Genomic DNA, 25,162 nt, shown 5'->3' with positions numbered 1-25,162 from the left:
CGAGCTGGTTCGATGGTGTGCCTGCTCGTGACGCCTTCCGTCCGCGGGCGAACCCTTGATGTTTTCCACGCTAGGAAGAGGGGGGTTAACACCCGGCCCGACGGAGGTTAGACGACGGCAAAACGTGCCAATGGGGTCGCACCGCCAGGGGCAGCCGCAGGACCAGCCGGGCCCCGGGCCGTCGCCCTCCACCGCCACCCGGCTCACTCCGGTGGCGGCGGTGGCTCGGTGACCGGCAGCAGCAGGGTGAAGATGGTGGGCGTCGTCCGGGCGAGGGTGAGCCGCCCCCCGGCCGCCTCGGCCATTTCCCGCGCCAGCGTCAGCCCGATGCCACTGCCGTCCCGCGATGTCGTCGCCCCGCGCTCGAAGACGGCCCGCCGGTCGAGCGTCAGCGAGCCCTCGTCGGACACGTCGACGGCGGCCGTGCCGCCCATCTCGCGCACCGTGACCGCGACCGCGCCGTGGCCGTGGCGCAGGGCGTTGTCCAGCAGGACGTCCAGGATCTGTTCGGCGGTGCGATCGGGAATCCGAAGATCTTCCCCGCCGGGCTCGACACCGAAGTCCAGACGACGGCCCTCGGCGGCGAATGTGCCGTGCCAGCGGCGCTCCACCCCCTCGACCACCTCAGCGGCGGGCCGGGCGGTCACGGGAACGCCGGGGTGTGACGCTCTGGCCAGCCGGAGCACCTCGTCCACCGTCTGCTGAAGATGCCGGACCCGCTCCAGGGCCTCCGTCACCGCCGCTCTCAGATCCGCGTCGGGATCGGCGGCGGCCGCGTCCAGACCTAGCTGTAGACCGGCCAGCGAGGTGCGTAGCTGATGGGAGGCGTTGGAGGTGAAGTGACGCTCGTGCTCAAGCCATCGGGCCAGACGCTCGACCATGGTGTTCTGGGTACGCGCCACCTGGTCGATCTCGGCGATCGCGCTGCCTTCGGCGCGCGCGGTCAGATCCCCGTCCGCCACCGCTCCGGCCTTCGCCGAGAGCGCCTCCAAGGGCGCGGTGAGCGTGCGCGCCTGTCGGCGTGCCACCACGACGGCCGTGACCAGCGCCACCAGGGCGGCGCCGGCCAGGCCGAGCCAAGCCAGGATGATGCGACGCCAGACCTGCGGTGTCCCGGTCGAGGCGCGGACCACACCGATCACCCGCTCCCCGGTCGCTATGGGCACGGCCACCACGATCTGGTGGTCGCCATGGCTGCGGGCCACCGACCCGCCCCGGGCCGCCCGGGCGATCGCGTCCGCCTTCCTGGGACCGCTGCCGTCGCGCAGCCGCCCGGAGCGGTCGTACACCCCGATGTCGGTTCCCCGCTCATGGGCGGGGAGTTCCACGTGGTCGCCCACCATGAACTGCGGGGGTACATGGATGGCGGCGGCCAGGGCCACGCGCTCCAGCTCATCGCGCTCGTCCGCGAAGAAGGACGTCTGGATCCCGAGCGCCAGCGGCGTAGCGAGGAGGACGAGTGCCACCAGCACCGCCGCCACGGCCACCCGCATCACACGCTGTCTCATACGCCCATCATGAGCGCGGGCGCACCCCGGCGACGCCGGGACAGGGACGCCATCGGTCGGTTTTGCCGTCGTCTAACCGTCGTCATGGCGAGCGTTTACCGCCTCCTCCCTAGCGTCGGAGACCACCAGCGGTTCGCCTATGTGGAGGACACCATGAACAAGCGAGCCATCCTCGCCCTGCCCGCCGTCGTCGCGCTGACCACCGCGGTGGTCGCCGGCTGCTCCGGCTCCGGCGGAGGCTCCCACGGGGGTTCCAAGGCCCCTTCCGGCTCGTCGTCCACCCAGCGGACCGGCCCGGCCCCCATCGAGTCCAACCCGCCGGGCGACATCCCCGACAACCAGGTCTACGTCGCCTACCGGCCGCCCGCCGCCGGGTTCACGGTCAAGGTCCCGGAGGGCTGGGCCCGCTCCTCCACCCACGGCACCACCACCTTCAGCGACAAGCTCAACAAGGTCGAGGTCTCGCAGAGCTCCACGGGGACCGCGCCCACCGTCCAGTCGGTGAAGGCGGGCATGGTCCCCGCCCTCCGCAAGCAGGCCGCGCACTTCGCCCTGGGCGGCGTCACGACCGTCCACCGGAAGGCCGGACAGGCCGTCCTGATCACCTACCGGACGGACTCGGCCCCCAACCAGGTGACCGGCAAGAGCGTGCGCGACTCGGTGGAGCGGTATGTGTTCTTCCATAACGGCCGGCAGGTCGTCCTGACCCTGACCGGCCCGACCGGCGCCGACAACGTCGATCCCTGGCGCATCGTCAGCGATTCGCTCCGGTGGCAGTGATGACCACCACCTCCACAGCAGCCGCACGGGCCGACGGGGCGACCGCCCTCGACGCCACGGAGCTCTACCGGTTCTTCCGCACCGGCGAGGAGGAAACCCTCGCGCTGCGCGGGGTCTCCCTCCATGTCCAGCGCGGCGAGACCGTCGCCGTCGTCGGACCTTCCGGTTCGGGCAAGTCCACCCTGCTGGCGTGCCTGGCCGGGCTGGACGAACCGGCCGGAGGTTCTGTCCACGTCGGCGGGGAGCGGATCAGCCATCGCCCCGAGGCTCAACGGGCCCGGCTGCGCGCCCGCCGCATCGGTGTCCTGCTACAGTCCGGCAACCTCATCGCCCACCTGGACGTACGGGAGAACATCCGCCTCGCCCAGGCGGCCGCCGGACGGCGCCGTGGCGCTGCGTCCGATATCGCCGCCCTGCTCGACGGGGTGGGCCTGCGCGGCCGGGCCCACGCCCTGCCGCATGAGCTGGCCGGCGGCGAACTGGCCCGTGCGGGGCTGGCCGTCGCCCTGGCCAACGACCCCGATGTGCTCCTCGCCGACGAGCCCACCGGCGAACTGGACGGACGGACCGAACGGCGTGTGCTCGACCTGCTCAAGAGCCGGGCCGACGCCGGTCGCGGCGTTCTGGTCGTCACCCACAACACCGAGGTCGTCGGCTTCGCCGACCGGGTGCTCGTGCTGCGCGACGGAAGGATCCAGCCGTGAACGCCCCCGGCCCCGACACCACCCTCGTCGACACCCTCATCGACTGCCGCGAAGCCGCCCGCACCTACGGCCGGGGCGAGAACGCCGTCGTGGCGGTGCACGGTGCCACCTGCCAGGTGCGGTCCGGCGACCGCATCGCCATCATGGGCCCCTCCGGGTCCGGAAAGTCCACGCTGCTGCATCTGATGGCCGGGCTGGAGCGGCCCACCAGCGGGAAGATCGGCTGGCCGGCCCTTGGCCGCCCCGCCACGGCCCGGGACATCGGCGTGGTCTTCCAGTCCCCGAGCCTGATCCCGGCCCTCGACGTGGTGGAGAACGCCGCACTGCCGCTGGTCCTGTCGGGCACCTCGGAGTCCGAGGCCCGCCGCCGCGCGCTGTCCGCCCTCGACGCCGTCGGCGTCGCGGACCTCGCCGACAAGCTGCCCGAGGAACTCTCCGGTGGACAGGCGCAACGGGTGGCGGTGGCCCGAGTGCTCGCGCTGCGCCCGAGGGTGGTCCTCGCCGACGAACCCACCGGAGCGCTCGACCGCGCCACCGGACGCCATGTGGTGGACGTTCTGTTGGACACGGCGGCCGAACTCGGCGCCGCGCTCGTGGTGACCACCCACGATTCCACCGTCGGCGAACGCCTCACCGAGCGCTGGCCCATGCATGAGGGGCGGCTGGTCGCCACGGCCCCCGCCCCCGCCGCCTCCGGACCGCGCACCGCGCCGCGGGCGCGGCCGAACGCGACTCGAGGAGAGACGTCCGAGACTCGAGGAGAGACGTCGTGATCATCACCTGGCTGTCCGGGCTCGTCCGGCGCCGCAGTGGCCGGCTCCTCGCCGCCGCGCTCGGCATCTCGCTCGCCGTGGCGCTGGTCGCCGCGCTCGGCTCCTTTCTGACCGCCTCCAAGTCCACCATGACCGACCGCGCGGTGCGCTCGGTCGCGGTCGGCTGGCAGGTCCAGGTCCAGCCGGGCGCCAAACCCGCCTCGGTGCTGCACACCGTACGGTCCGCGCCCGGCACACGTACCGCGCTCCCCGTCGGATTCGCGCACAGCACCGGTTTCCACGCCAGGACCGGCGGATCCACCCAGAGCACCGGCCCAGGGGTCGTGCTCGGCCTGCCACCCGGTTACCGCACCGCCTTCCCCGGCGAGATCCGGCAGCTCACGGGCAGCGCCTCCGGGGTGCTCATCGCCCAGCAGACCGCGGCCAATCTGCATGTCGCCCCCGGGGACACCGTCACCATCGGCCGTCCGGGAGGCGGACCGGCCCATGTGAAGGTGGCCGGAGTGGTCGACCTGCCCCAGGCCGACTCCCTCTTCCAGAAGGTCGGCGCCCCTCCCCAGACCCAGCCCACGGCGCCACCCGACAACGTCATCCTGCTGCCCGCCGCGCAGTTCACCAGGACCACGGCGCCCATCAAGGCCGCCGACCCGGCCGCGGTCACCACCCAGATCCATGTCGCCCGGGACGCCCGGCTGCCCGCCGACCCCGCCGCCGCGTACACCGCGGTGACCGGCGCCGCCCACAACACCGAGGCGCGCACCGCCGGTGGCGGGCTGGTCGGCGACAACCTCGGCGCCGCGCTCGACAGCGCCCGCCAGGACGCCCTCTACGCCCAGATCCTCTTCCTCTTCCTCGGCGTACCCGGGGCGGTGCTGGCCGCCCTGCTGACGGCGGCCGTGGCCGGCGCCGGAGCCGACCGGCGCCGGCGGGAACAGGCCCTGCTACGCACCCGCGGGCTCGGCCTCCGCCAGATCGCCGGCCTCGCCGTGACCGAGGCGGCCGCCGTCGGTGTGACAGGCGGGCTGCTGGGCCTCGGCATCGCCGCGGGCGTGGGCCGGGCCGCCTTCGGCACGGCGTCCTTCGGCTCCACCGCCACCTCCGCGGTCGGCTGGTTCGCGCTCGCCCTGCTGCTGGGGCTGGTCATCGCCGCTGTGGCCGTCCTGGTGCCCGCGGTGCGCGATCTGCGGCAGGGCACCGTGGCCGAGGCCCGCCGGGTGGTGGGCCGGGCCGGCACCCCACGCTGGATGAAGTTCTACCCGGACCTCCTCCTGCTGGCCCTCTCCTACTTCGTCTTCCGCGCGTCCAGCTCCAACAATTACTCCCTGGTCCTGGCGCCGGAAGGCGTCCCCACCATCTCCGTGTCCTACTGGGCCTTCCTGGGCCCGGCCCTCCTCTGGCTCGGCTCCGCCCTGCTGCTGTGGCGGCTGGTGACGCTCACCCTCGCCCACGGACGCCGCCCACTCGCCCGGCTGGTCCGGCCGCTGACCGGCACCCTGGCCGGAACCACCGCGGCGAGTCTGTCCCGGCAGCGCCGTCCGCTGGCACGGGCCGTCGTCCTGCTCGCGCTGGCCCTCTCCTTCGCCGTGTCCACCGCCTCGTTCAACTCCACCTACCGGCAACAGGCGGAAGTCGACGCCCGGCTCACCAACGGCGCCGATGTGACAGTGACCGAGTCACCGGGTTCCCACGCCGGGCCCAGCGCGGCCCACCCTCTGGCAGCCATCCCGGGGGTGCGCCACGTAGAACCGCTCCAGCACCGGTTCGCCTACGTCGGAGCGGACCTACAGGACCTGTACGGGGTCCGGCCGTCCACCATCACCTCCGCCACCTCCCTCCAGAACGCCTACTTCAGCGGTGGCAGCGCCAAGAGCCTGATGTCCAAACTGGCCACCCGGCCCGACTCCCTCCTGGTCAGCGAGGAGACCGTCAAGGACTTCCAGCTAGCCCCCGGCGACACCCTCAAGCTGCGGCTCCAAGACGCCCGCACCAAGACGTTCCACACCGTGCCGTTCCACTACGCGGGCGTCGTCAAGGAATTCCCGACCGCACCACGCGACAGCTTCTTCGTCGCCAACGCCGGCTACATCGCCAAGACCACCGGCAGCAACGCGGTCGGCACCTTCCTGGTCGACACCGGAGGCGGCAACCAGAAGGCCGTCGCCACCCGGCTGCGCCACCAGCTCGGCACCACCGCGAAGGTCACCGACATCACCCAGACCCGCTCGGCCGTCGGCTCCAGCCTCACCTCCGTGGACCTGTCCGGGCTCACCCGGATCGAACTCGCTTTCGCGGTCCTGCTGGCAGCCGGTGCGGGCGGCATCGTCCTGGCCCTCGGCCTCGCCGAACGCCGCCGAACCTTCGCCATCGCCACCGTCCTCGGCGCCACCCGCAGGCAGATGAAGGGACTGGTCTTCAGCGAGGCCGCCGTACTCACCGCGGCGGGGCTGGCCGGAGGCGCGCTCATCGGATGGGCCCTGACCCAGATGCTTGTCAAGGTGCTCACCGGTGTCTTCGATCCACCACCGGACACCGTGGCCGTGCCCTGGCCGTATCTCGCCCTGACCCTGACGGCAGCCCTCGCGGCCATCGTCGGCGCAGCCCTGAGCGGCGTCCGCAGATCCAGCCGGCCGGCCGTGGAAGAGTTGCGTGAACTCTGACAGCGGACGGTCCGCGCGCCCCCGGACAGCCACCCGCCCTACGCTGTGGAGCATGCGGACGACAGGAGCCAAGGACGCGGTATCCGTACTGTTCATCGAGGACGACGAGGTCATCGGGCGGCATGTGGAAGCAGGTCTGCGCTCCCACGGCTACGCCGTGAACTGGACCCGGACCGGCGGCTCCGGCCTGGCCGAGGCCGCCAGACTCCCCACCGACGTCGTCCTGCTCGACCTCGGCCTCCCCGACATGGATGGCATCGACGTGGCCCGGCAACTGCGCGACGAGCACTCCAATGTCCTCATCCTCATCCTGACCGCCCGCAGCGAGGAGATCGACGTCATCGTGGGCCTGGACGCGGGCGCCGACGACTACTTGGTCAAACCCTTCAGCCTGACCGTGCTGCTCGCCCGCCTCCGCGCCCATCTCCGCCGCCGCCCGCCCGCCCCGGCGGGGCCCGGCGAACCGATCCGGATCGGGGATCTGACCGTGGACATCACCGCACGCCGCTGCCTCCTCGGCGATCGGGAGGTCGAACTGCGCCCCAAGGAGTTCGAACTCCTCGCCATCCTGGTCCGGCATCCGGGGGAGGCCGTCTCCCGCGAATCCCTCATGGCGGAGGTGTGGGACGAGAACTGGTTCGGGCCGACCAAGACGCTGGACGTCACCATGTCCTCCCTGCGCCGCCGACTACAGGCGGCCGCCTCCGCATACCCGCCCGTCGCCCTGCCCGCCCTCACCACCCTGCGGGGACACGGCTACCGGCTCGACCCACCCGGGCCGCTGGACGGCAACTGACGGCCTGGCGTTCCACGACGTGGTACGAGACAGGTGTGAATGACCGGCGCAGGCCGGGACGGTCCGGTTCGTTCCCATTCAGGTGGTGGACCGGGCGGTGGTGGGCACAACGTCCCCGGACAGCACACCTGGTACTCCAGTATCGTTTCGCTATCTGGCCTGGTCAGCGGCCTGGATTACGCACCGCACGGCCGACCGTGTGCATGTGCCGCAGCCCCTGTCGATAGGAGTCGAGCAGCCCCGACTCGGCGTACGGCAGCCCGAGGAGGTGGCAGTGCTGTCGCACCAGCGGCTGCGCGAGCCTGAGATGGGGCCTGGGCATGTTCGGGAAGAGGTGGTGCTCGATCTGGTAGTTCAGTCCGCCGAGCACCCAGTCCGTGACCGCACCGCCGCGCACGTTGCGCGACGTCAGGACCTGTCGGCGCAGATGGCCCCAGCGGCATTCGTCCGCCGGGTCGGGCATCTCCATGCCCTTGTGGTTGGGGGCGAAGGCCATACCCAGGTGGAGCCCGAAGAGCGCCTGGTGGAGCAGGGCGAACATGATGGCCTTGCCCACCGGCAGACAGGTGAGCAACAGGGCTCCGTAGCCGATGGCGTGCAGCGCCAGGAGAGCGCCTTCGACGGCCCGCTCGCGAACGGGCTGCCGTCGCAGATCCCGGACACTGCTCACCTTCAGAGCGATGCCTTCGAGCAGCAGCATCGGGAAGAACAGCCGGGCCTGATGGCGAGTCACCCAGCGGGCGAAACCGCGGCGTTCGGCGGCTTGCTCCGCGGTCCATACGAGTGCGCCGACGCCGACGTCGGGGTCCTTCTCGATGTGGTTGGGGTTGGCATGGTGCCGGTTGTGCTTGTCGTTCCACCAGGCGTAGCTCATCCCCAGGAGCAGATTGCCGTGGACGAGCCCGAGGGCCCGGTTCGCCCGGCGGCCGGTGGCGATCTGGGCGTGTCCGGCGTCATGGCCGACGAAGGCGGTGCGGGCGGAGAGGACCGCGAGCGGCGGGGCGAGCAACAGCGACCACCAGGTGTTCCCGGCGAGGGGGATCGCCGTCACCACGGCGGCCAGGGCGAGGAGGTTCACGGTGATCATCCGCGTGTACCAACCCCTGCGGCGCTCCAGCAGCCCCTGCCTCCTGACCTCCCTCAGGAGGGGAGCGAACTCGCTCCCCTGTGGCGTGGTGCCGCGGGCGAGTGCGCGGGGCTCGGACGGCACGGTGGCCTGAGGCATGAAGGACTCCGGTCCTGTATCGGTCATAACACTCTGACCTGCAAAAACGTACGGACCGAAGACCGATCGGCGCTATGGCGGCACCACCCCGACCGAAGGGGGGCCAGCCCCCGGGTTCCACAGGGGGGCTGGCTACACCTCTCCCACTCCCGGTGTCCCGACCGTCCGACGCGGCCTGCGGTGCTGCCACCGCCGCGGTCAGGAAGTGGCCGTGGTCAGGAAGCGCCGCGGTCAGGAGGGAACCGGGCCCGTGCTGGCGCGGATCACCAGCTCGGGGTCGAACAGCAGCTCACCGGTGGGTACATCGCGATTGCTGACCAGCGCCAGCACCGTACGGCCGACTTCCAGCGCGAGCCGGTCGGCGGGCTGACGCACCGTGGTGAGCGGAGGGTCCACGAACTCGGTGATCATCGTCCCGTCGTATCCCACCACCGAGATGTCCTCGGGCACCGAGCGGCCCTGCCGCCGCACCCCGCGGATGGCGCCGAGCGCCATGTAGTCACTCGCCGCCACGATCGCGGTGGCACCGAGGCCGAGCAAGGTGGTGGCGGCCGACTGGCCGCCCTCGACGGTGTACGACTGCCGGATCACCCAGCGCTCGGGGTCCTCGATGCCGCGCTTGGCCATGGCCGTGCGGAATCCCTGGACCCGCTTGTCGGCCGGGTGGTTGCCCACCGGACCGGAGGCCATGCCGATCCTGCGGTGTCCGAGCCGATGGAGGTGGTCGACGGCCAGTTCGGCGGCCAGGACGTCATCGGTGGAGAACACGGGCGCGGGCACACCGTCCGCGAACTCGCCGTTGATGGCCACATAGGGAATTCGGCGCGTCCGCAGCATCTCGTAGGTCTCCAGGTCCGCTCCCTCGACGGTGTTCGACGCGGAGAGGAACACCACCGCCGCGATGCCCTTGTCCACCAGGGAGGCGATGAAGTCGCGCTCCTGGACACCGCCGGGGAACGCGGGACACACCACCGTCTTCAGGCCGTGGGGCGCGAGCGAGGACTCGATCCGCTCGGCCACGTCCGCGAAGAACGGATTGGACACGTGCTCGGTGAGCAGGGCGACTAGCTGGCCTTGGGTCGGGCGTTCGTAGCCGAGCTCGGCCATGGCCCGCTCGACGGTGTCGCGGGTCTTCTTGGAGACGCCCGGCCGCCGGTTGATCACACGGCTGACGGTCGCCTCGCTGACCCCTGCCAGCGTGGCGACCTCGGTGATCCCCACCTTCACTGTGTGCCGCCTTCCCTGATCCGGAGTGTGGCCAGTCCCATGCTCGGTACGGGGACCGTGTGCAAGCCGGGTGTGAGCACCCGTCGGCACCGGTCGATGATACGGCCACGAGGGTCGTGCACCGTGATGTCCGCGGTGGGGGAGTCCTCCCCTGTCGCCACGGTGAGCCGGTCCGCCGGGCCCGCGTTGACCAGCACGATCTCGTGCTGCCCGGCGGGCCGCAGCGGCACGACGCGATCGCTGTGCACATCGATGACGCACACTCCATCGGCGGCCGAACGGACCAGCGTGTAGAGCTCGTCGGGGCGCCCGGGTTCGACCGCTCCGTCCAGCAGTTGCGGACGCAGACGGCTCCATTCGGCGAGCCAGAACCCGATCGCCTCACGGTGGCCCGCGGGGAGCCGGTCCAGCCGCACCGAAAGCTGCGGTACGGAGTGGAGGGTGCCGATGAGCTGGCGCACCGCGGCCTCGACCGGCGCGCCGGTATCCCACAGCAGCATGTCGGAGTGGACCGCGCCGCCGACGGTGAGCAGCGAGGTGTCGATGGTGCGGACCCGGTTGGCGGTGGCGTCCGCCGGGCAGTCGACGGAGCGCATCATGTTGCCGTACGGGGCCATACCGGGACCGGTGTACGGCTGGCGCAGTTCCAGCAGCACATCGGGGCGGACGGCCTGGAGCGCGCACCGCAGGTCGGTCAGGAGGAGGGCCATGGCCGCTCCGATGTCCCCGGCGCCGTCGCCCGCGTACACCATGGCCTGGTCCAGGAAGTCCAGCTTCAGACCGTCGAGTCCGTGGTCGCGCACCAGGCGTACGCAACTCTCGACGATCCGGGAGCGCACCTCCGGGTGGCGGGGATCCAGGACGGCGGCGCCGGGGACGGTGGCCGGGCGCGTGGCGTACGGTGCCCACTGTTGGTGGCATGCGGCCCGTGGGCCCAGCAGGAGCGGGGCGATCCAGACCATGTAGCGCAGCCCGTGGCCGCGGACCCGGGCGACATGTGCGGTGAAGTCGGGGAACTTGGACTCGTCCGGCTCCCAGTCGCCGCAGCCCGCGTAGCCCCGCCCGTGGCCGTGGCGTTGCCACCCGTCGTCCAGGATCAGCACTCCGCAGCCGAGTTCGGCGGCCAGGCGGGCCTGGGTCTCCACGGATTCCGCGTCCACCTGCTGGTTGAAGGCGTACCAGGTGGAGTAGACGGGTGTACGGGCGCTGTCGGGCACCGGCAGCGCCGCCACCTCGGCGGTGAACCAGGCGCGCAGGACGCGCAGCGCCGCGGCGACCGACTCCGCGCGCGGTACCAGCAGCAACCGGTGCGGGCCGTCCGACGCGGGCAGATGGACATGGACGACATAGGTGTCGTTCTCCTCCGACACCCCGAACCGCAGGCTGATCTCCGGGACCGGATCGACGGCCGCGAAGGTCAGCAGGGTGGCGCCGGAGTGGTCGTAGAGACACCCCGCGGCGTGTCCGTCGACCAGGGACGCCACCGACCGCCCCTCCCAGTCGGCGGGCAGGGTGCGATGCCATCCGACGCGCGGATGCCAGTATCCGGCGGCGTCCCCGAGAGGTACGGAGAACCGCACCTCGATGGGGACGCCGTCGGCCCGCAGCCACAGGGTGCTGGGCCCTCCTGGCTCCTCCACAAGGTCCCAGGAGACGTCCGCGCCGGTGGCCGGCACGGCGATGCTCACTCCGTCGAGCAGCGGCTCCCAGGCGGCGGGAGCCAGCTCCGCGGTGGTGACGGCCTGGTGGGTCGCGTGGGACATGGTCACTCCTTCACGGCACCGGCCAGCAGGCCGGAGACAAAGTGGCGTTGCAGCACGAGGAAGACGACGGCCATCGGCACCGCGGCGACGGCGGTACCGGTGAGGAGGGCCCCGTAGTCGGTCTCGTTGACCCCCTGGAGGGCGGCGAGGGCCACGGGGATGGTGAACGACTGGCTGTCGCGCAGCACGATCAGCGGCCAGATGAAGTCGTTCCACTGGTAGAGGAAGAGGAAGATGGCGAGTGCCGCGAGGGCGGGTTTCATCGGCGGGAGGACCACTTTCCAGAACAGCCGCAGCTCGCCGCAGCCGTCCATCCGGGCCGAGTCGAGCAGCTCGTCGGGGAGGGCGGCCATCGACTGGCGCATCAGGAAGATGCCGAACGGAAGGGCGAGATTCGGCATGATCACGGCCTGGTAGGTGTTCAGCCACTCGAGCTGCGCCATCAGTTTGAACAGCGGGATCAGGGTCACCTGGAGCGGGATCACCAGCCCGAGCATCAGCAGTCCGAACAGCGCTTCGCGTCCCTTGAATTGGTACTTGGCGAAGCCGTATCCGGCGAGGGTGCACACCGCGCCGGCGCACAGGGTGTAAATCGCCGCTATCAGTGTGGAGTTGAGCACCACGCGGCCGAAGGACGCGGTCCGCTGGAGGGTGTCGAGGTTCTCCGGGAGGTGGCCGCCGGGCAGCAGGGGCGGAGGGCTGTCGAAGATCTCGTTGCTGCTGTGGGTACTGGCGACGATCAGCCAGTAGAGGGGGATGACCACCGCGGCCAGGGTGATGGCGAGCGAGGAGGTCAGCAGGATGCCGTGGCGGCGCTGTGCGGGTCTCACGACTTGTCTCCCAGCACCCGGAACTGGATCAGTCCGAGGATTCCGATGAGGACGGCGAGCGCGTAGGCGATGGCCGAGGCGTAGCCGAAGTCGAAGTACTTGAAGGCGGTCTGGTAGAGGTACACGCCGATGGTCAGGGTGGCGTTGTCCGGGCCGCCTTTGGTGAGGACGTACGGCTCGTCGAAGAGTTGCAGGGTGCCGATGGTGGAGAGGACCGTGGTGAGCAGGAGTGCGGGGCGGAGCCCCGGCAGGGTCACATGGCGGAAGGTGTGCCAGGGGCCCGCTCCGTCCACGGCGGCGGCGTCGTACAGCTCCTTCGGTACGGTTTGCAGCCGGGCCAGCAGGATCACCGCGTTGTAGCCGGTGTAGTGCCAGGTCAGCGCGAGGCCGATGGAGATCTTCGCCCAGAGGGGGTCGGTCAGCCAGGGGATGCCGTCGCTGCCGAGGAGTTCCAGGAACCAGTTGACCAGGCCGTACTCCTGGTGGAGGAGGACGGAGAAGACGATGCCGTAGGCCACCAGACCGGTGACCATCGGCAGGAAGAAGCCCAGCCGGAAGACCGAACGCCCGTGCAACAGCGTTGAGTTGAGCGCGACGGCGAGTCCGGTGGCGAGGGCCAGCATCACCGGGACCTGGACGGCGAGTACCACGGCGGTGTTCTTGAGCGCGGTCCAGAACAGCGGATCGTCGATCAGCCGCCGGTAGTTGTCGGCGCCCACGAAGGTGTCGGTGCCGCCCACCGACTTGTGGAGGCTGAGCACGAAGGACCAGCCGATGGGGTAGAGCTTGAACGCCGCGAAGAGGACGAGGGCGGGCAGGATGAAGAGGTAGGGGGCGAGGCGCCCGCGCGGTCGGCTCCTCCTCGCTCGGGCCGCTCTGGCGGGGGCGGTTGCCGCCGGCGCCTTGTGGAGGACCGCACTCATCGGACGATCTTCCGTCCGGTCTGCTTGCCGAGCTGGTCGGCGGCATCGCCCAGCACATCGGCCGGGTCGGCACCCTTGAGCAGCACCTTGGTCTGTGCGTCGGTGACCACCTTGAGCGCACGGGCGTAGTCGGCGGAGTAGTTGAACGCCGGGGAGGGCGCCTTGAGCGCCTTGAGGAAGACCTCTCCTCGCTTCTGTCCGCCGAAGTAGGCCGACGGCTGGTGGAAGGCGGCGTCGTCGTATGCCTCCATCAGGGCCGGGGCGATGGCCGCGCTCCGGTAGATCTTCGCCTGTGAGGCCGGGCGGGTGAGGACGTACTCGACGAAGGACCAGGCGGCGGCCTGGTGGGGGCTGCTGCCGGCGACGGCGAGGTGGGTGGAGTTGACGGTGGCCGAACGGGAGCCGCCGGGGCGGACGGCCGGGGGCAACTGGACGCGCCACTTGCCCTTCTGCTGGGGCACCTCGCGCTCGATGACACCGCCGAACCAGGTGGGCGAGGGGTGTACGGCGACGGTGCTCTTCTTCAGCGATCGCACCATGGTGTTCCAGCCGCCGGAGAAGTCGCTGACCAGCCCGGCGTCGTTCATCCGCTTGATGATCTTCATGGCACGCACCGCCTCCGGGGAGTCGAGCGTGATGTCACCGTCGGCGTTGAAGTAGAAGGTGCCCTGGAGCTGGAGGAGCATCTGGAAGAAGTTCGCGGCATCTGCCTGGGAAGCGGGTTTGTCTATGCCGATCAGGCGGATGCCGGTCTTGGCCTTGATCTTCTTTCCGGCCTCGATGGCGTCGTCCCAGGTGGCCAGGGCGCCCGCATCGACACCCGCCTTCTCGAAGAGGTCCGCGCGGTACCAGAAGCCCGCCGAATTGGCCTCCCAGGGAAGGGCGTTGACCCGTTTGCCGTCCGGGGAGACGGTGCGCCACAGGCCCGGGGCGAAGGCGCCGCGGTACTTGGTGGCGCCCAGCCCGCCCAGGTCGGCCAGTCCGTCCGGGAACTTCTCGGCGTAGCCGGGGAGGTAGTCGACGCCGATGTGCAGCACATCGGCGAGCCCCTCGCCTCCGGCCGCCATGCCGGTGGTGATCTTGTCCCAGATGGCCGGGTTCCCGATGTCCTGGACGGTCACCTTGATGCCCGGGTGCTTCTTGCGGAACTCCGGCACCATCGCCTTCAGCGCCTTGGCCGGCTCCAGCCAGCTCCAGACGGTGATGGATGCCTTGTCCTTGTCACCCGCGCCGCCGGTCCCGGCGGAGCCGGTGCCGGAGCACGCGGCGAGCGAGGTGGCGGCGGCGAGCGCGCCGCCGAGCTGGAGGAGTCTTCGGCGATCGATGCCGAGGGGGGTGTTCACGGGCGAGACGTTCATGGCTGATCCCTGTCTGCGGCTGCGCGCACAGCCGCGCCGTGGCGCGAGAGGTGATGCCGGGAACGTAGTACTTGCAAGGAATCACTGCAATCTTTCTGCACACTTTATTTTTTCTCTTGAGGTCATCAAAGAAAGCATGCGCATACACATTGCAAGCCTGATGGCCGATTGCTAGCGTCACCGCCCCAAGGGCCGCCCGGCTCCCGTCCACGCCCATGACGACCGGGAGAAACGAAAGATGAGACCTTCCCGCCTGTCCGTACTGTCCGCGCTGTCCACGCTCGGTGTGCTCGCGGTAACGCTTCTGCCGACGGGAGGGGCGTCTGCCGCGGCCACCCCACCGGGCCCGCTGACCGTCACCGACCCCGGCTTCGAGCAGGAGGGCACGGGCTGGACCCTCACCTCCGGCGCGGGCACCGCCACCAACCTGCCCCACGGCGGCAACCGGCTGCTCTACCTCGACGGGGGGCCGGGCAAGAAGGCGTCCCAGACCATCACGGCCCGCCGGTCCGGCACCTATGACTTCTCCACGTGGATCGCCACCGGAGGGCCCGGCGCCCACTTCACGGTGCGGGTGAACGGAAAGGTCATGGACTCCGTCGCGCTGCCCAGCCGCCCGACGTACGCCCGCTACACCATCAGCCGGGTCGCCCTGGCCTCCGGCGACCAACTGGAGATCGCCTTCGAGTCCGGCGACGGCTGGGTCAACGCCGACGACGTCATGGTGTCGCCGTCATCCCCGGTGGACCCCACCATCAGCTCCTCGGACCCGCAGATCGTGGAGATGTTCACCTGGTCGAAGCGGAAGGCCAATAGCTGGGTGCAACTCCCCGGCACCACCGGCCCGTTGAACGTCGACGAGAACAACCGGTCGGGAACCGGCACCGGTACCTACGGCCCCGCGTACTGGGCCGGCTACGCCCACCGCAGCGCGTACTACTCGCGCGACTTCGCCCACCAGCTCGGCGGAGCCGCCGTCCTCGGACTCGGCGCCGAGAACAAGGCGATGCTCCGCTCCTACGCCGCCTCCGCCACGGCCGAGCACCGCTACTACCCGGTCTGGGCGCTCAACTTCGACACCACCACCGCGCACGCGATCGACTACCACGGCCCCGACAACTTCGTCCGCGAAGTGCCCGCCACCTTCGAACTGGTGGAGAAGGCCAATGAGGCCTACCGCTGGAGCGGCGATCGCGCCTACCTCGATGACACCACCTTCTGGGACTACTACCGCCACGCGACCAAGGAGTTCGTCGACCTGCACGACGGCACCAAGGACAACGGGAAGGTCAAGGTGGCCGAGGGCACGGGGAAGGGCATCTTCGCCGGAGCCGCCAGCTACAACGAGGAAGGCAACGAACACCTCGCCGAAGCCGGAGACGCCATCGCGGCGCAGTACCAGGCGTACCGCGCGCTGGCGGAGCTCGCACGCGACAAGGGCGACCGCGCCCTCGCGGCCGCGTCCGCCGAACGGGCCAAGCAGCTCAAGGAGTACTTCAACGCCACCTGGAGCGGCGACGGATCGGGCGCGTCCATGGTGCGCGCCTACCGCACCGATGGCACGGCGCTCACCGGCTGGGGCAAGGAGAATAGCTGGTTCATGCCGATGAAGGGCATCATCGACCCCGGCCCCCGCAACGACGCCTACCTCGACTACATCGACGAGCAGGCGAGCGGCTCGGGCAGGCCCGGGAACATCGAGGCCCTCACCTACCTCCCCGACACCTTCTTCCGGCACAACCGCGCGGATACGGCCTGGAAGTGGATGCGGCAGATCTACGACCAGCGGAACGCCCAGCACACCGTCAGCCGCCAGGGCCCCAACGGGGACTACCCCGAGGTGTCCTTCACCCTCCTGAGCCAGACGGTCCAGGGGCTGATGGGCGTCGCGCCCGACGCGCCCCGTCGCTCCCTGACCACCCAGTCACGGCTGCCCAGCGGGATGGACTGGCTGAAGCTGGACCATCTGCGCATCGGCAAGAGCACCTTCAGCCTGCGTCACGACGGCACCACCTCCTCCACCCTCGCCCACACCTCCGGAGGCGCCGCCTACACCTGGGAGGCCCGATTCCCCGGCAAGCACGGCCGGATCACGGTCGACGGGAAGAAGCGCCCGGTACGCACCAAGACGGTGGACGGCGTGACCTACACCTACGCCGTGGTCTCCGTGGCCCCCGGAACGTCCAGGACCGTCCGGGTCGGCTGACCTCCCGTCCCTCCGAACCGCCGCCGCACCGGATGCCGCCCTTCTCCGGTGCGGCGGCCCGCTCCACGGGCGGGGGCGCTGCCGCGGGTCGGACCCCTCAGATCCCGGGGAAGTCCGGCGGCGGGCCGAGCTCCTCCTCGGCCGGTGCCCCCGGCCGAGGAGCCTGCGGCGACCAGGAGCGCCCGGTGCCGCGGGCGCGAGCTCGGCTCAACGCCCTCAAGAGTGGTACACCGTGCCGGGGGGCGGGGTCTTCAGCGTCCGCAGGTAGGTGTCGATCGCCCGTGCCGGGAGGGGAGACTGGCACTTGCGGTAGAGCCAGTGATCCACCCCGTCGAGGACGGCGAGCCTCCCTTTCGGGAACTCCCGTGCCATGCGCCGGGCGCCCGCCAGTGGGGTCGCGAGGTCGTGTCCGGCGTTCACCACCAGGACCGGCGGGAGGGTGCCCTCGTTCTGGGCCGGCTGCGGCTTGGTTTCCACCGGCCACCCCTGGCAGCCGAGGATCATATCCAGGGCCTGGGCGTTGTAGCGGACGTTGGGGTGCTCGGCGGCGGCTCGGTGGAGCAGGGCGCGATAGTCGGCGTAGTCGCGCAGCCGGAGGTTGTCGTCGCGGCAGATCACCGAGCGCCAGGCGAGCTCCGGGGAGGAGTCGTCGATCCAGTACACCTTCCCCTTGCCGCTGTGCAGTGCGGCCAGTTGCTCAGCGGTGGTCTGTGGATTCCACTTGTTCAGGTAGCCGTAGAGGAAGCCGGACAGCCGGTGGGCGGTGACCTTCTTCCGCGTGGGGCCGTGCGGCCCGGGCTCGAACAGGGTGCCCGCGTCCGCACGCGCGAACAGCCTGCGGACAATGGCCGCCACGTCCTTGCCCTTCAGGGCGCACGAGACATCCTTGTCGCACCACTTCGCCAGTTCCCGCAGCGCGCTGTCGGCGGCGGCGGTGCCGTCCATGAGGTAGCGCTCGGCTCCGGGCCGGGAGGGGTCCATGGCGCTGTCGAGGGCCAGTGCCCGGAGATTCCGCGGGAAGAGACGTGCGTAGCGCTCACCGATGCGCGTGCCGTAGGAGTGGCCCAGGAAGCTGATCTTCCGCTCGCCGAGGGCCGTACGGATCGCGTCCATGTCGCGGGCAACGCTTTCGCTGTCCATATGGCCGACGACGGGGCCGCTGCGCTCGCGGCAACTGTCCGCGAGCCGTTTGTTCAGGTCGCGCATGCGCTGGAACTCGGAGGCGTTCTTCGGACGGGTGGGAATCTTCCGGGCGAGCCGGTCATCGCACCGCAGCTCTCCGCTGCGTCCGATGCCGCGCGGGTCGAAGCCGATGATGTCGAACCGTTCCCTGATGCTCTTGGGGTAGCCCTCGACCGGGCTATCGGCGTAATAGGCGTCGTCCAGACCCGTGCTTCCGGGCCCGCCCGGATTGGACAGCAGCGCCCCGATCCGCTTGCCGGGGTCGGTGGCCTTCTGGCGGGCGACCGCGATCTTCATCGTCGGTCCGTCCGGCTGTGCCCAGTCGACCGGCACCCGCACCGTGCCGCACTGCGCTCGCCTGCTCGGGTCGGGCATGGGCGGCTCGGCCTTCGGACAGGCCGACCAGTGGATCGTCGGCGCCGGGTCCGCGCTCGGCTTGTCGCTCGTGCTCGACCACGCGAACTGCGGGACCATCAGAAGCGAGGTGGCGAGGAGCCCGGCCGCCGACGCATAGGTGAGGCGGACCGTGCGCCGCCTGCGCGAGGATGCCGCCGGACCGGCCTCGTTCGCTCCGGGAAGATCATTCGAATCCTTCATGGCGTCAGGATCGCGGCCCCATGTGATGGTGCTTTGGTGGCCACATGATGGCGAGGTAACAGCGTGCCGCAGGGAGGCGCGCATTCCAGCGCCACCGACACATGACCTCCCAGCTCCGGCAGGCGGACGTCGGGGCACTCCCCTCGAAGGCTCGGGCGCCTCCTCGGCGCCCGCGCGTGTGCAACGGATCGTCGCGTCAGACAGCGCGGAGAGCTGACCGCCGACTACCCGGCCGCCGGGCTGAACTCCGCGTCGGGGCTCGCCTCCCGGGCCGGGGTCAGCGCACCCACCGTCGTACGCTTTGTCGCACGGCTCGGATTCGACGGCTATCGGCGGTTCCAGCAGTCATTGCGCGAGGAGGCGCAGGCGCGCCAAGCGCAGACCTTCGCCGCCCTTCCCGAGCAGGAGGCCGATCACGCGGTGCCCTGCGTCCGGGGACGATCGTGTACACCCCCACCCCGGGACGGGACGCGGGGTTCCGTGTCGATGTGGGCCGGCGAGACGTGTGTGTGGTCTTCGACTCCCGCCGCTAGCAGGACGACACCGTGGACAGCATCGTGGCCCCCGTGGCACTGGTGGAAACCCTGGTCGCCGCCGTGCGCGCATGCCTGGACCCGGCGGCCGAGGAGCGGATGCGAGCGGCGGAGGACAACCTTGCGGAGCGGGACCCGGGACTCCTCGTGAAGGATTTACTTCAGCACCACCGTTGACTTGCCGCATGTAATGAATATTTCATGAGGTGTCCCCGGGCCGCGGTCATGCGGCCTCCTTCTGTTCGGGAGTACGTCGTGCCCGGTCATCCTCATCCGCCACGCAAACTGCGCCTCTGGGAGGCGCTGGCCCTCTCCGTCGGCCTCATGGGTCCCACCCTGGCCATGGGTCTCAACGGGGCCGGGGTCGCGGCCACCGTGGGCAAGGCGGTGCCCCTCGTCTTCCTGCTCGGTCTCCTCGGTGTCGCCGTCGTCGGCTACGGCTTCTGGCGGCTGACCCAGCACTTCCACCACGCCGGATCCGTCTACGCCCTGGCCGGGGCGACCATCGGGCCCCGCGCCGGTTTCTTCGGCGGCTTCGCCCTGCTGGGCACCTATCTGGCCTTCCTCGTCTGCACCCTCGCCGCGACGGGTGTCTTCGCCCACGCGTTCCTGCACTCCCTCGGTATGACGTCCACGGGCCCCTGGGCCGCCGTGGCGATCGCGGCCGGCCTGGGTGTCACCGCGCTCAACTCGCGTGACACCCGGAGCACCGCCCGTACCCTGCTGATCGTCGAAGGCATCGGCATCGTGGCCATGCTGCTGCTCGCCGTCGTCGTGATCGGGCGCACCGGCACCGGGTCGGCCCCCCGCCACCAGTCGTTCGACCTGTCGGTGTTCACACCCGGCGCTGCCACCTACGGCGCCGTGATGACCGCGACGGTCTTCGCCTTTCTGTCCTGGGCCGGGTTCGAGGCATGCGCGTCCCTGGGCGAGGAGACCGACGACCCCCGGCGCAACATCCCGCGTGCCCTGGCGGGCAGTGTGTTGCTCACCGGTGTTCTGTACGTCCTGATGATGTTCGTCCAGACCATCGGCTTCGGCACCGACGACAAGGGGGTGAGCGCGTTCGCCGGTGCGGAATCAGCGCTGGTGACCCTCGCCGACAGCTACGTAGGCACCTGGTTCTCGCTCGTCGTCGCCTTCACCGCGGTGGCCTCCGCCTTCGCCGCCGCGCTGTCCTCCTCCGCCGCCGCGTCCCGCATGGTGTTCGCCTTGGCCCGCGACGGCTTCGGCCCGCCGGTGCTCACCCGAACCGACCCCGGCACCGGCGCCCCCACCGGGGCCCTGTGGCTGTGCGGTGGCGTGGGAATCACGTTCACCCTGGTCATGTACGGCGTGGGCACCTCCGCATTCGACACCTACTACTGGTTCGCGACCATCGGCGTGCTGTGCGTCCTGGTGGTCTACGCCCTCGCCGGAGCCGGCGTGATCGCCTTCACGCTCTCCGGCTGCGGCAACATCCCCCGACGCGAACTCCCCATCCCCCTCATCGGTTTGGGCTACCTCTGCTTCGTCTTCTTCAAGCAGTCCGCAGGGCTCAGCGCGCCCTACACCTACTTTCCCTGGATCGCCGCGGCCTGGTGCCTGACCGGCGTCGCCATCGTCCTCCTGGCTCCCTCGCTCGCACGGCGCATCGGCACCCGCCTCACCAGCGAGCTGAACGGGGACACCGGCGTCGGACCTGAACCGGGCCCCGAGCCGACCGCCGACAACACCAAGGTGGTCTCATGACACTCCCCGCCGACAGCGCCACCACCGTCTTCGCCGCCACATGTGACCTGGCCGGCCTGGGGCGGGGCAGGTCAGTGCCATCCGCCGCACACGACGCGGTGCTGCGCGGCGGCACCGGCTGGATCCCCGCGAACCTCGCGATCTCCTCGTTCCGGCCGACCGGTATGGGCTTCGTGATTCCGTCGCGGGTTTCTGGCGTATCCGCGAACTGGCACGAATCGCATCTGATGCGAACAGGTCCAGCGCGACGGGCAAGCCGGCGGCATCGATGAATCCAGGGGGCACGGGGGTGATCGCGCGGACGGTGACCGGGGTCGGCCGACCGCTCCGGCGGCACGTGTCAGACGGTCGAGGTGATCGCTCGGGTGACGGCCGTGATCGCCGGGGTGGAACGGCCGGGGCGGCGCGCCACGAGAACACGGCGGATCTCAGGAGGCGCGCCTTCGACATGCACCAGGCTCACCCCGGGCGGTAGCACCGGCGAGACCCGGGACGGCACCGTCGTCACCCCGAAACCGCCGGCGACCAGATGAAGCTTCGTCAGCCAGTCGCGCGCGGAATGGACGATGCGCGGCCGCCCCGGCAGGCCGGGCCAGACGCCGAGCAGTGGCTCGGAGCTCGACGACGGGGTGGCGATCCACGCGGCGTCGACCAGTTCGTCGACATGCACCGTGGTGCGGCCGGCGAACTTCCCGGTCGAAGGCGTCGCCAGGACCAGTTCGGTGTCCACGACGGTCTCGATGTGCAGGCGCGGCGACTCGCTGTCCACGGGCCGGTGAGGCGGGCGGGACGTCAGCACGGCGAGATCGATCGAGCCCGCCCGCAGCGCCCGGATCAGGGTGGGCGTGGTGCCCTCGGTCGTCGTGACCGTGATCTGCGGGTCGGTTGCCGTGAGGCGGGTGAGCGCGGCGGGCAGGATGACGGCGCCCGCGCTCAGGAACAGTCCGAGCCGCACCAGTTCGGTCCGTGGGACGGTGCCGGTGAGGTCGGACTCGGCCGCCGTGAGGCAGTCCAGGATGGTGCGGGCGTGGCGCAGCAGGGTCAGACCCGCGGGGGTGAGCCGCACCCCGTCGGGACGGCGGTCGAACAGGGTGGTGCCCGCGCTCCGTTCGAGCGAGACGGCCTGTCGTGAGACCGCCGACTGCGTATAGCCGAGCCTGGCTGCTGCCGCGGTGAAGCTGCCGGATTCCGCGATCTGTTGCAGGACCCGCAGCCCCGTACTGGAGATGTCCATGCGGCCTACGCATACCACAGATGCTGGATCGTCGCTTCCCGCATGGGTGCTGGATCCCTGGTGCCGATGCCGACGGACCCGGACGAAGATGGAGGTCATCGCATGCGAGCAGCAGTACTGACGGAGTTCGGCGCCCCGCTCACGGCGCGGGAGATGCCCGACCCCGAGGCCGGCGGCGGTGAGGCGGTGGTCGAGGTACTGGCCACCTGCGCCCCCCGTACGCGGCCGAGGTCTTCAGCGGCGAACGGAACTACCCCCTGCCCCCCGGCGGACTGCCGGCAGGCGGGCCTCGCGGCTGGTGAGCCGCTGCTCGTCTCACCCGTCGCCGCGGCTACTTCGCGGCCGGGGCCCCGGAGGCCGACGCGATACTCCGCCGCGACCCGGGCTGTTGCGCCGCCGAGTACCTGGACCAGCCCGTCGCCCCGTACACCGTGGACGTCTCCCTCGACGACGGGCAGGTCCTCCGGCTCGGCGACGCCGACTGGGAGGTCGCCCGCACCCTCGGGCACACGCCCGGGCACCTGGCGCTGTGGCAGCCGGACGAGCGGCTGCTCGTGGTCGGGGATGCGCTGTCGGACTACGACGTCGGCTGGGTGAACCTCGCCCTCGACGGCCCCGAGGCCGCTGCCACCGCGCTCGCCTCCCTCAAGCGGATGGCCGACCTCGACCCGCGCGTGATCCTGCCCTCCCACGGCCCGGTACCCGTCGACCCCGGCGCCGCGTTCGCCGGTGCCCTGCGCCGCGCTCAGCGTCTCGTCGACGACCCGGGCGCCGTCTGGTACGGGGCCCGGCGGATCTTCGCGTTCGCCCTGATGATCCGCGGCGGCATCCCGGCCGGTGAGGTCGAGCCGTACCTCCACGCCCGGCAGTGGCTGGCCGACGCCGCCCGCGTGCGGGTGATGGTGCCGCGGATGTCGCCGGCGGCGGCACCACCGACCCACACCGCCCCGCCGCCACGTCCTCTCGATCAGCACGGCGAACGCGCCCGCCGCCTCCAGCGCCCGCGCGGTGGACACCAGTCGCCGCGTGTCCCTGCCCCTGCACCCGGTGGACGCCGCGGCCGTGTATGAACCGCACCGCGGTGTGGGGGTCAGCCGGTGAGCAGGGTGTCGAGCCAGTCGAAGGTGCGCTGGTGGAACAGGGAGAGCGCGCCCTCGTGGCAGTGCTCGCCCGCGCCTTCGTCCTCACGGAAGGAGATCAGCTCCTTCTGGCAGGTCAGCTCGTCGAACAGACGCTGCGGCTGCCCCTCGAAGAACTGGTCGTTCTCGGCTTCGAGTACGAGTGTCGGGCAGGTGATGTGACCGGCGATCCCCGCCATGGTGTACGGCTCGGCCGCCCTGACCAGGCCGTCGATATCGGACACACCGAAGGTCCACCGGCCGTTGCGCACCACCCATCGCACCATGGTGTTCCGCGCCATCAACGCCTCCATACCGCCGGGCGTCGACACGGCACGGCCGGCGGTAGCGGCGAGGACCGCGTGGAAGTCGTAGACGCCGTCGTACGCCACGCACGCGGCGATGCGGTGCTCGAAGGCGGCCGCCCTCGGGGCGAGGTAGCCGCCGAGGCTCATACCGATCAGCACGAGTCGCCCGGCGTCCGCCTCGGGCACGGTGAGCGCGAAGTCGACGACCGGGGTGACCACGGCCTCCCAGTCCGGCCGGAAGTGCAGGCCCTGCTCGCGGACGGTGCTGCCCTGACCGGGGCCGTCGAACGCGATGACGTTGTAGCCGCGCCGGAGCGCGCCCGCGGCCAGCGCCAGATAGTTCTCCTCGAGGGTGGAGTCGTACCCGCCGTGGAAGAGCACGGTCGGGCGCGGGGTGCCCGAATCGTCGGCGAGGAACAGGTAGCCGGGAAGCGTGGTGTCCTCGTACGGGATGCGCAGGGCACGCGCCGGAGGGTCGAACAGGGCGGCCGCGTCGGCGAACGTCTGTTGGGATGCCTTGGCGAGCCGCGCCGACTCGGCGTCGGCGGCGGGATTCTCGCGGCGGTAGAAGTCGGCGGTCCGGTAGTAGTTGGACGCGCGCAGCAGGGCCTCCCGGGCGCTGACCCGGTGACCGGCGGCCAGCGCGTCCCGGCCGATGCGCTCGACGCGCGCCGCCGTCGCGGCCCACTGGGCCGACCAGGCATCCTCGTCTCCCTCCGGAATCTGCCGGCAGGTGACGAGGGCCTCGCCGAGGTCGGCGCCGCCATAGGCGGCGTAGCCCGCGGCGCGCAGGGCCTCGAAGGAGAAGGACTCGTCCTCGTAGAGGAATTTCACCGTCGACCACCCCTTCCGCCGTGGGAACCGTCCGCCCGGTCCCGTCCCGGGGACAGGTGTACACACGATCTTCCCGGCTGCCACCGGGCGTCGGCCGAGCGGGCGGCCGAGCGGGCGGCAGAGAACCACCCGGATGACGGAGACCGTCCCCCGTTTGATGCCCGCTGCGCCCGGCTGCCTCATGTCACTGCGGCCACCAGCACGGGTAGCCCCGCCGGCTCCACTGGGGTCAGCGTCCTCCGGCACGGTCGAGTGCGTCTTCGGCCTGTGCGGCCAAGGTGGCCACGAGGTCGGCCGCGGATGGCAGGTCGGTGATCAGATCGATGGCCTCGCCGGCCCACATCGGCAGTGCGGGAATGTTTCCCTGCGCCACCTCGCGCTGATAGTCCTGCCTGGCCCTGGGGTCCGCCGCGAGTTCGGCTTCCCTGCCCCGCCACTGGTCGAGGTAGGGGTGGCCAAGGGTGCGAGCGGTGTACTTCGACGGCCACCGGGAACCTCGGGCTATGTCGAGCACCCTGTTGCGCTCGGTGTCCTCGCCCTGTCCCTCGACGATCGCCTTGGCGGTCGAGGGCGCCACCAGGGCCTCAGCCGTGGCGTGGAAGCGGGTACCGACGAGCGCCCCCGCGGCGCCCAGTGCCAAGGCCGCCGCGACACCGCGGCCGTCGGCGATGCCACCGGCCGCCAGTACCGGCACCGGTGCCGCCAGATCCACCACGACCGGCACGAACGGCAAGGTGGAACGCCCCTTCCGGGCCCCGTGCCCACCGCTTTCGGTGCCTTGCGCCACGATGACATCGGCGCCCACGTCGACCGCCCGGTTGGCCTCTTCCAGATCGGTTACCTGAATGATCAGCAGCGTGCCGGACGCGCGGATG

The 25,162-nt window shown here is 70.8% G+C and carries 19 protein-coding genes and 2 pseudogenes; 10 read left to right on the top strand and 11 right to left on the bottom strand.

The genetic code is table 11. The features are described 5' to 3' along the window. Window positions 1-203: 203 nt before the first annotated feature. Entirely contained in the window at window positions 204-1,508 is a 1,305-nt protein-coding gene (locus tag KN815_RS02730) for a HAMP domain-containing sensor histidine kinase (RefSeq protein ID WP_253208709.1), read from the bottom strand. A gap of 153 nt (window positions 1,509-1,661) precedes the next feature. Here KN815_RS02730 and KN815_RS02725 point away from each other — a divergent pair, with 153 nt between their 5' ends. Genes KN815_RS02725 through KN815_RS02705 form a run of 5 tightly spaced genes read left to right on the top strand, consistent with a single transcriptional unit; the run spans window position 1,662 to window position 7,218 of the window. Beyond that, window positions 1,662-2,288, top strand: coding sequence for a hypothetical protein (locus KN815_RS02725; RefSeq protein WP_216339785.1), 627 nt, complete (start codon window positions 1,662-1,664; stop codon window positions 2,286-2,288). Beyond that, entirely contained in the window at window positions 2,288-2,992 is a 705-nt protein-coding gene (locus tag KN815_RS02720; protein WP_216339784.1) for an ABC transporter ATP-binding protein, read from the top strand. The genes KN815_RS02725 and KN815_RS02720 overlap by 1 nt, the downstream gene beginning before the upstream one ends. Continuing rightward, window positions 2,989-3,765, top strand: a complete 777-nt coding sequence (locus tag KN815_RS02715) for an ABC transporter ATP-binding protein (RefSeq protein ID WP_216339782.1) — start codon at window positions 2,989-2,991, stop codon at window positions 3,763-3,765. The genes KN815_RS02720 and KN815_RS02715 overlap by 4 nt, the downstream gene beginning before the upstream one ends. Next, window positions 3,762-6,422, top strand: coding sequence for an ABC transporter permease (locus tag KN815_RS02710; RefSeq protein ID WP_216339780.1), 2,661 nt, complete (start codon window positions 3,762-3,764; stop codon window positions 6,420-6,422). Before KN815_RS02715 ends, KN815_RS02710 begins: the two co-directional genes overlap by 4 nt. A 52-nt stretch (window positions 6,423-6,474) precedes the next feature. Beyond that, window positions 6,475-7,218, top strand: a complete 744-nt coding sequence (locus KN815_RS02705; RefSeq protein WP_216339778.1) for a response regulator transcription factor — start codon at window positions 6,475-6,477, stop codon at window positions 7,216-7,218. A gap of 163 nt (window positions 7,219-7,381) precedes the next feature. On the opposite strand, the gene KN815_RS02700 is transcribed toward KN815_RS02705, so the two are convergent. The 6 genes from KN815_RS02700 to KN815_RS02675 form a co-directional block, all read right to left on the bottom strand. Next, a complete protein-coding gene (locus tag KN815_RS02700; protein WP_216339802.1) occupies window positions 7,382-8,443 on the bottom strand; it encodes a fatty acid desaturase family protein in 1,062 nt (353 codons plus the stop codon). Between the two features lie 231 nt (window positions 8,444-8,674). Then, window positions 8,675-9,664, bottom strand: coding sequence for a LacI family DNA-binding transcriptional regulator (locus KN815_RS02695; protein WP_253208708.1), 990 nt, complete (start codon window positions 9,662-9,664; stop codon window positions 8,675-8,677). A gap of 2 nt (window positions 9,665-9,666) precedes the next feature. Continuing rightward, a complete protein-coding gene (locus tag KN815_RS02690) occupies window positions 9,667-11,433 on the bottom strand; it encodes a glycoside hydrolase family 36 protein (protein WP_216339774.1) in 1,767 nt (588 codons plus the stop codon). 2 nt (window positions 11,434-11,435) lie between these two features. After that, on the bottom strand, window positions 11,436-12,263 hold the full coding sequence (locus KN815_RS02685) for a carbohydrate ABC transporter permease (RefSeq protein ID WP_216339772.1): 828 nt from the start codon (window positions 12,261-12,263) through the stop codon (window positions 11,436-11,438). After that, entirely contained in the window at window positions 12,260-13,186 is a 927-nt protein-coding gene (locus KN815_RS02680; RefSeq protein ID WP_216339770.1) for a carbohydrate ABC transporter permease, read from the bottom strand. Before KN815_RS02680 ends, KN815_RS02685 begins: the two co-directional genes overlap by 4 nt. Continuing rightward, window positions 13,183-14,544 (bottom strand): ABC transporter substrate-binding protein, encoded by a 1,362-nt coding sequence (locus KN815_RS02675; protein WP_216339768.1) that lies wholly within the window; start codon window positions 14,542-14,544, stop codon window positions 13,183-13,185. The genes KN815_RS02680 and KN815_RS02675 overlap by 4 nt, the downstream gene beginning before the upstream one ends. Window positions 14,545-14,782: 238 nt before the next feature. Between KN815_RS02675 and KN815_RS02670 the strand changes: the two genes are divergently transcribed. Next, on the top strand, window positions 14,783-16,750 hold the full coding sequence (locus KN815_RS02670; RefSeq protein ID WP_216339766.1) for a carbohydrate-binding protein: 1,968 nt from the start codon (window positions 14,783-14,785) through the stop codon (window positions 16,748-16,750). A gap of 216 nt (window positions 16,751-16,966) precedes the next feature. Here KN815_RS02670 and KN815_RS02665 read toward each other — a convergent pair whose 3' ends face one another. Then, window positions 16,967-18,529: an alpha/beta hydrolase gene (locus tag KN815_RS02665; RefSeq protein WP_253208707.1), complete on the bottom strand. Its 1,563-nt coding sequence runs from the start codon at window positions 18,527-18,529 to the stop codon at window positions 16,967-16,969. Between the two features lie 213 nt (window positions 18,530-18,742). On the opposite strand from KN815_RS02665, the pseudogene KN815_RS49930 reads away from it, so the two are divergent. The 3 genes and pseudogenes from KN815_RS49930 to KN815_RS02655 form a co-directional block, all read left to right on the top strand. Then, window positions 18,743-18,838 (top strand): annotated as a pseudogene (locus KN815_RS49930) (MurR/RpiR family transcriptional regulator); the annotation flags it as partial. 236 nt (window positions 18,839-19,074) lie between these two features. Beyond that, complete coding sequence (locus tag KN815_RS49925) at window positions 19,075-19,239, top strand: hypothetical protein (protein WP_253208706.1); 165 nt, start codon at window positions 19,075-19,077, stop codon at window positions 19,237-19,239. 78 nt (window positions 19,240-19,317) lie between these two features. Further along, a complete protein-coding gene (locus KN815_RS02655; RefSeq protein WP_253208705.1) occupies window positions 19,318-20,793 on the top strand; it encodes an APC family permease in 1,476 nt (491 codons plus the stop codon). A gap of 340 nt (window positions 20,794-21,133) precedes the next feature. On the opposite strand, the gene KN815_RS02650 is transcribed toward KN815_RS02655, so the two are convergent. Beyond that, window positions 21,134-22,027 carry a LysR family transcriptional regulator gene (locus KN815_RS02650; protein ID WP_216339764.1) on the bottom strand — a complete coding sequence of 298 codons (894 nt, stop codon included), beginning with the start codon at window positions 22,025-22,027 and terminating at the stop codon, window positions 21,134-21,136. Window positions 22,028-22,344: 317 nt separating this feature from the next. Here KN815_RS02650 and KN815_RS02645 point away from each other — a divergent pair. Further along, window positions 22,345-23,097, top strand: a pseudogene (locus tag KN815_RS02645) (MBL fold metallo-hydrolase); the annotation flags it as partial. A 20-nt stretch (window positions 23,098-23,117) separates the two neighbouring features. On the opposite strand, the gene KN815_RS02640 reads toward KN815_RS02645, so the two are convergent. Continuing rightward, entirely contained in the window at window positions 23,118-24,287 is a 1,170-nt protein-coding gene (locus KN815_RS02640) for an alpha/beta hydrolase family protein (RefSeq protein WP_216339762.1), read from the bottom strand. A 229-nt stretch (window positions 24,288-24,516) separates the two neighbouring features. After that, window positions 24,517-25,162, bottom strand: a 646-nt coding sequence (locus tag KN815_RS02635; RefSeq protein ID WP_216339760.1) for an NAD(P)H-dependent flavin oxidoreductase, incomplete at its 5' end; no start/stop codon positions are given.

The organism is Streptomyces niphimycinicus, assembly GCF_018883605.1.
Lineage (GTDB): Bacteria > Actinomycetota > Actinomycetes > Streptomycetales > Streptomycetaceae > Streptomyces > Streptomyces niphimycinicus.
The sequence above is the reverse complement of the archived record's forward strand: the minus strand, read 5'-3'. Positions and strand labels throughout refer to the sequence as shown.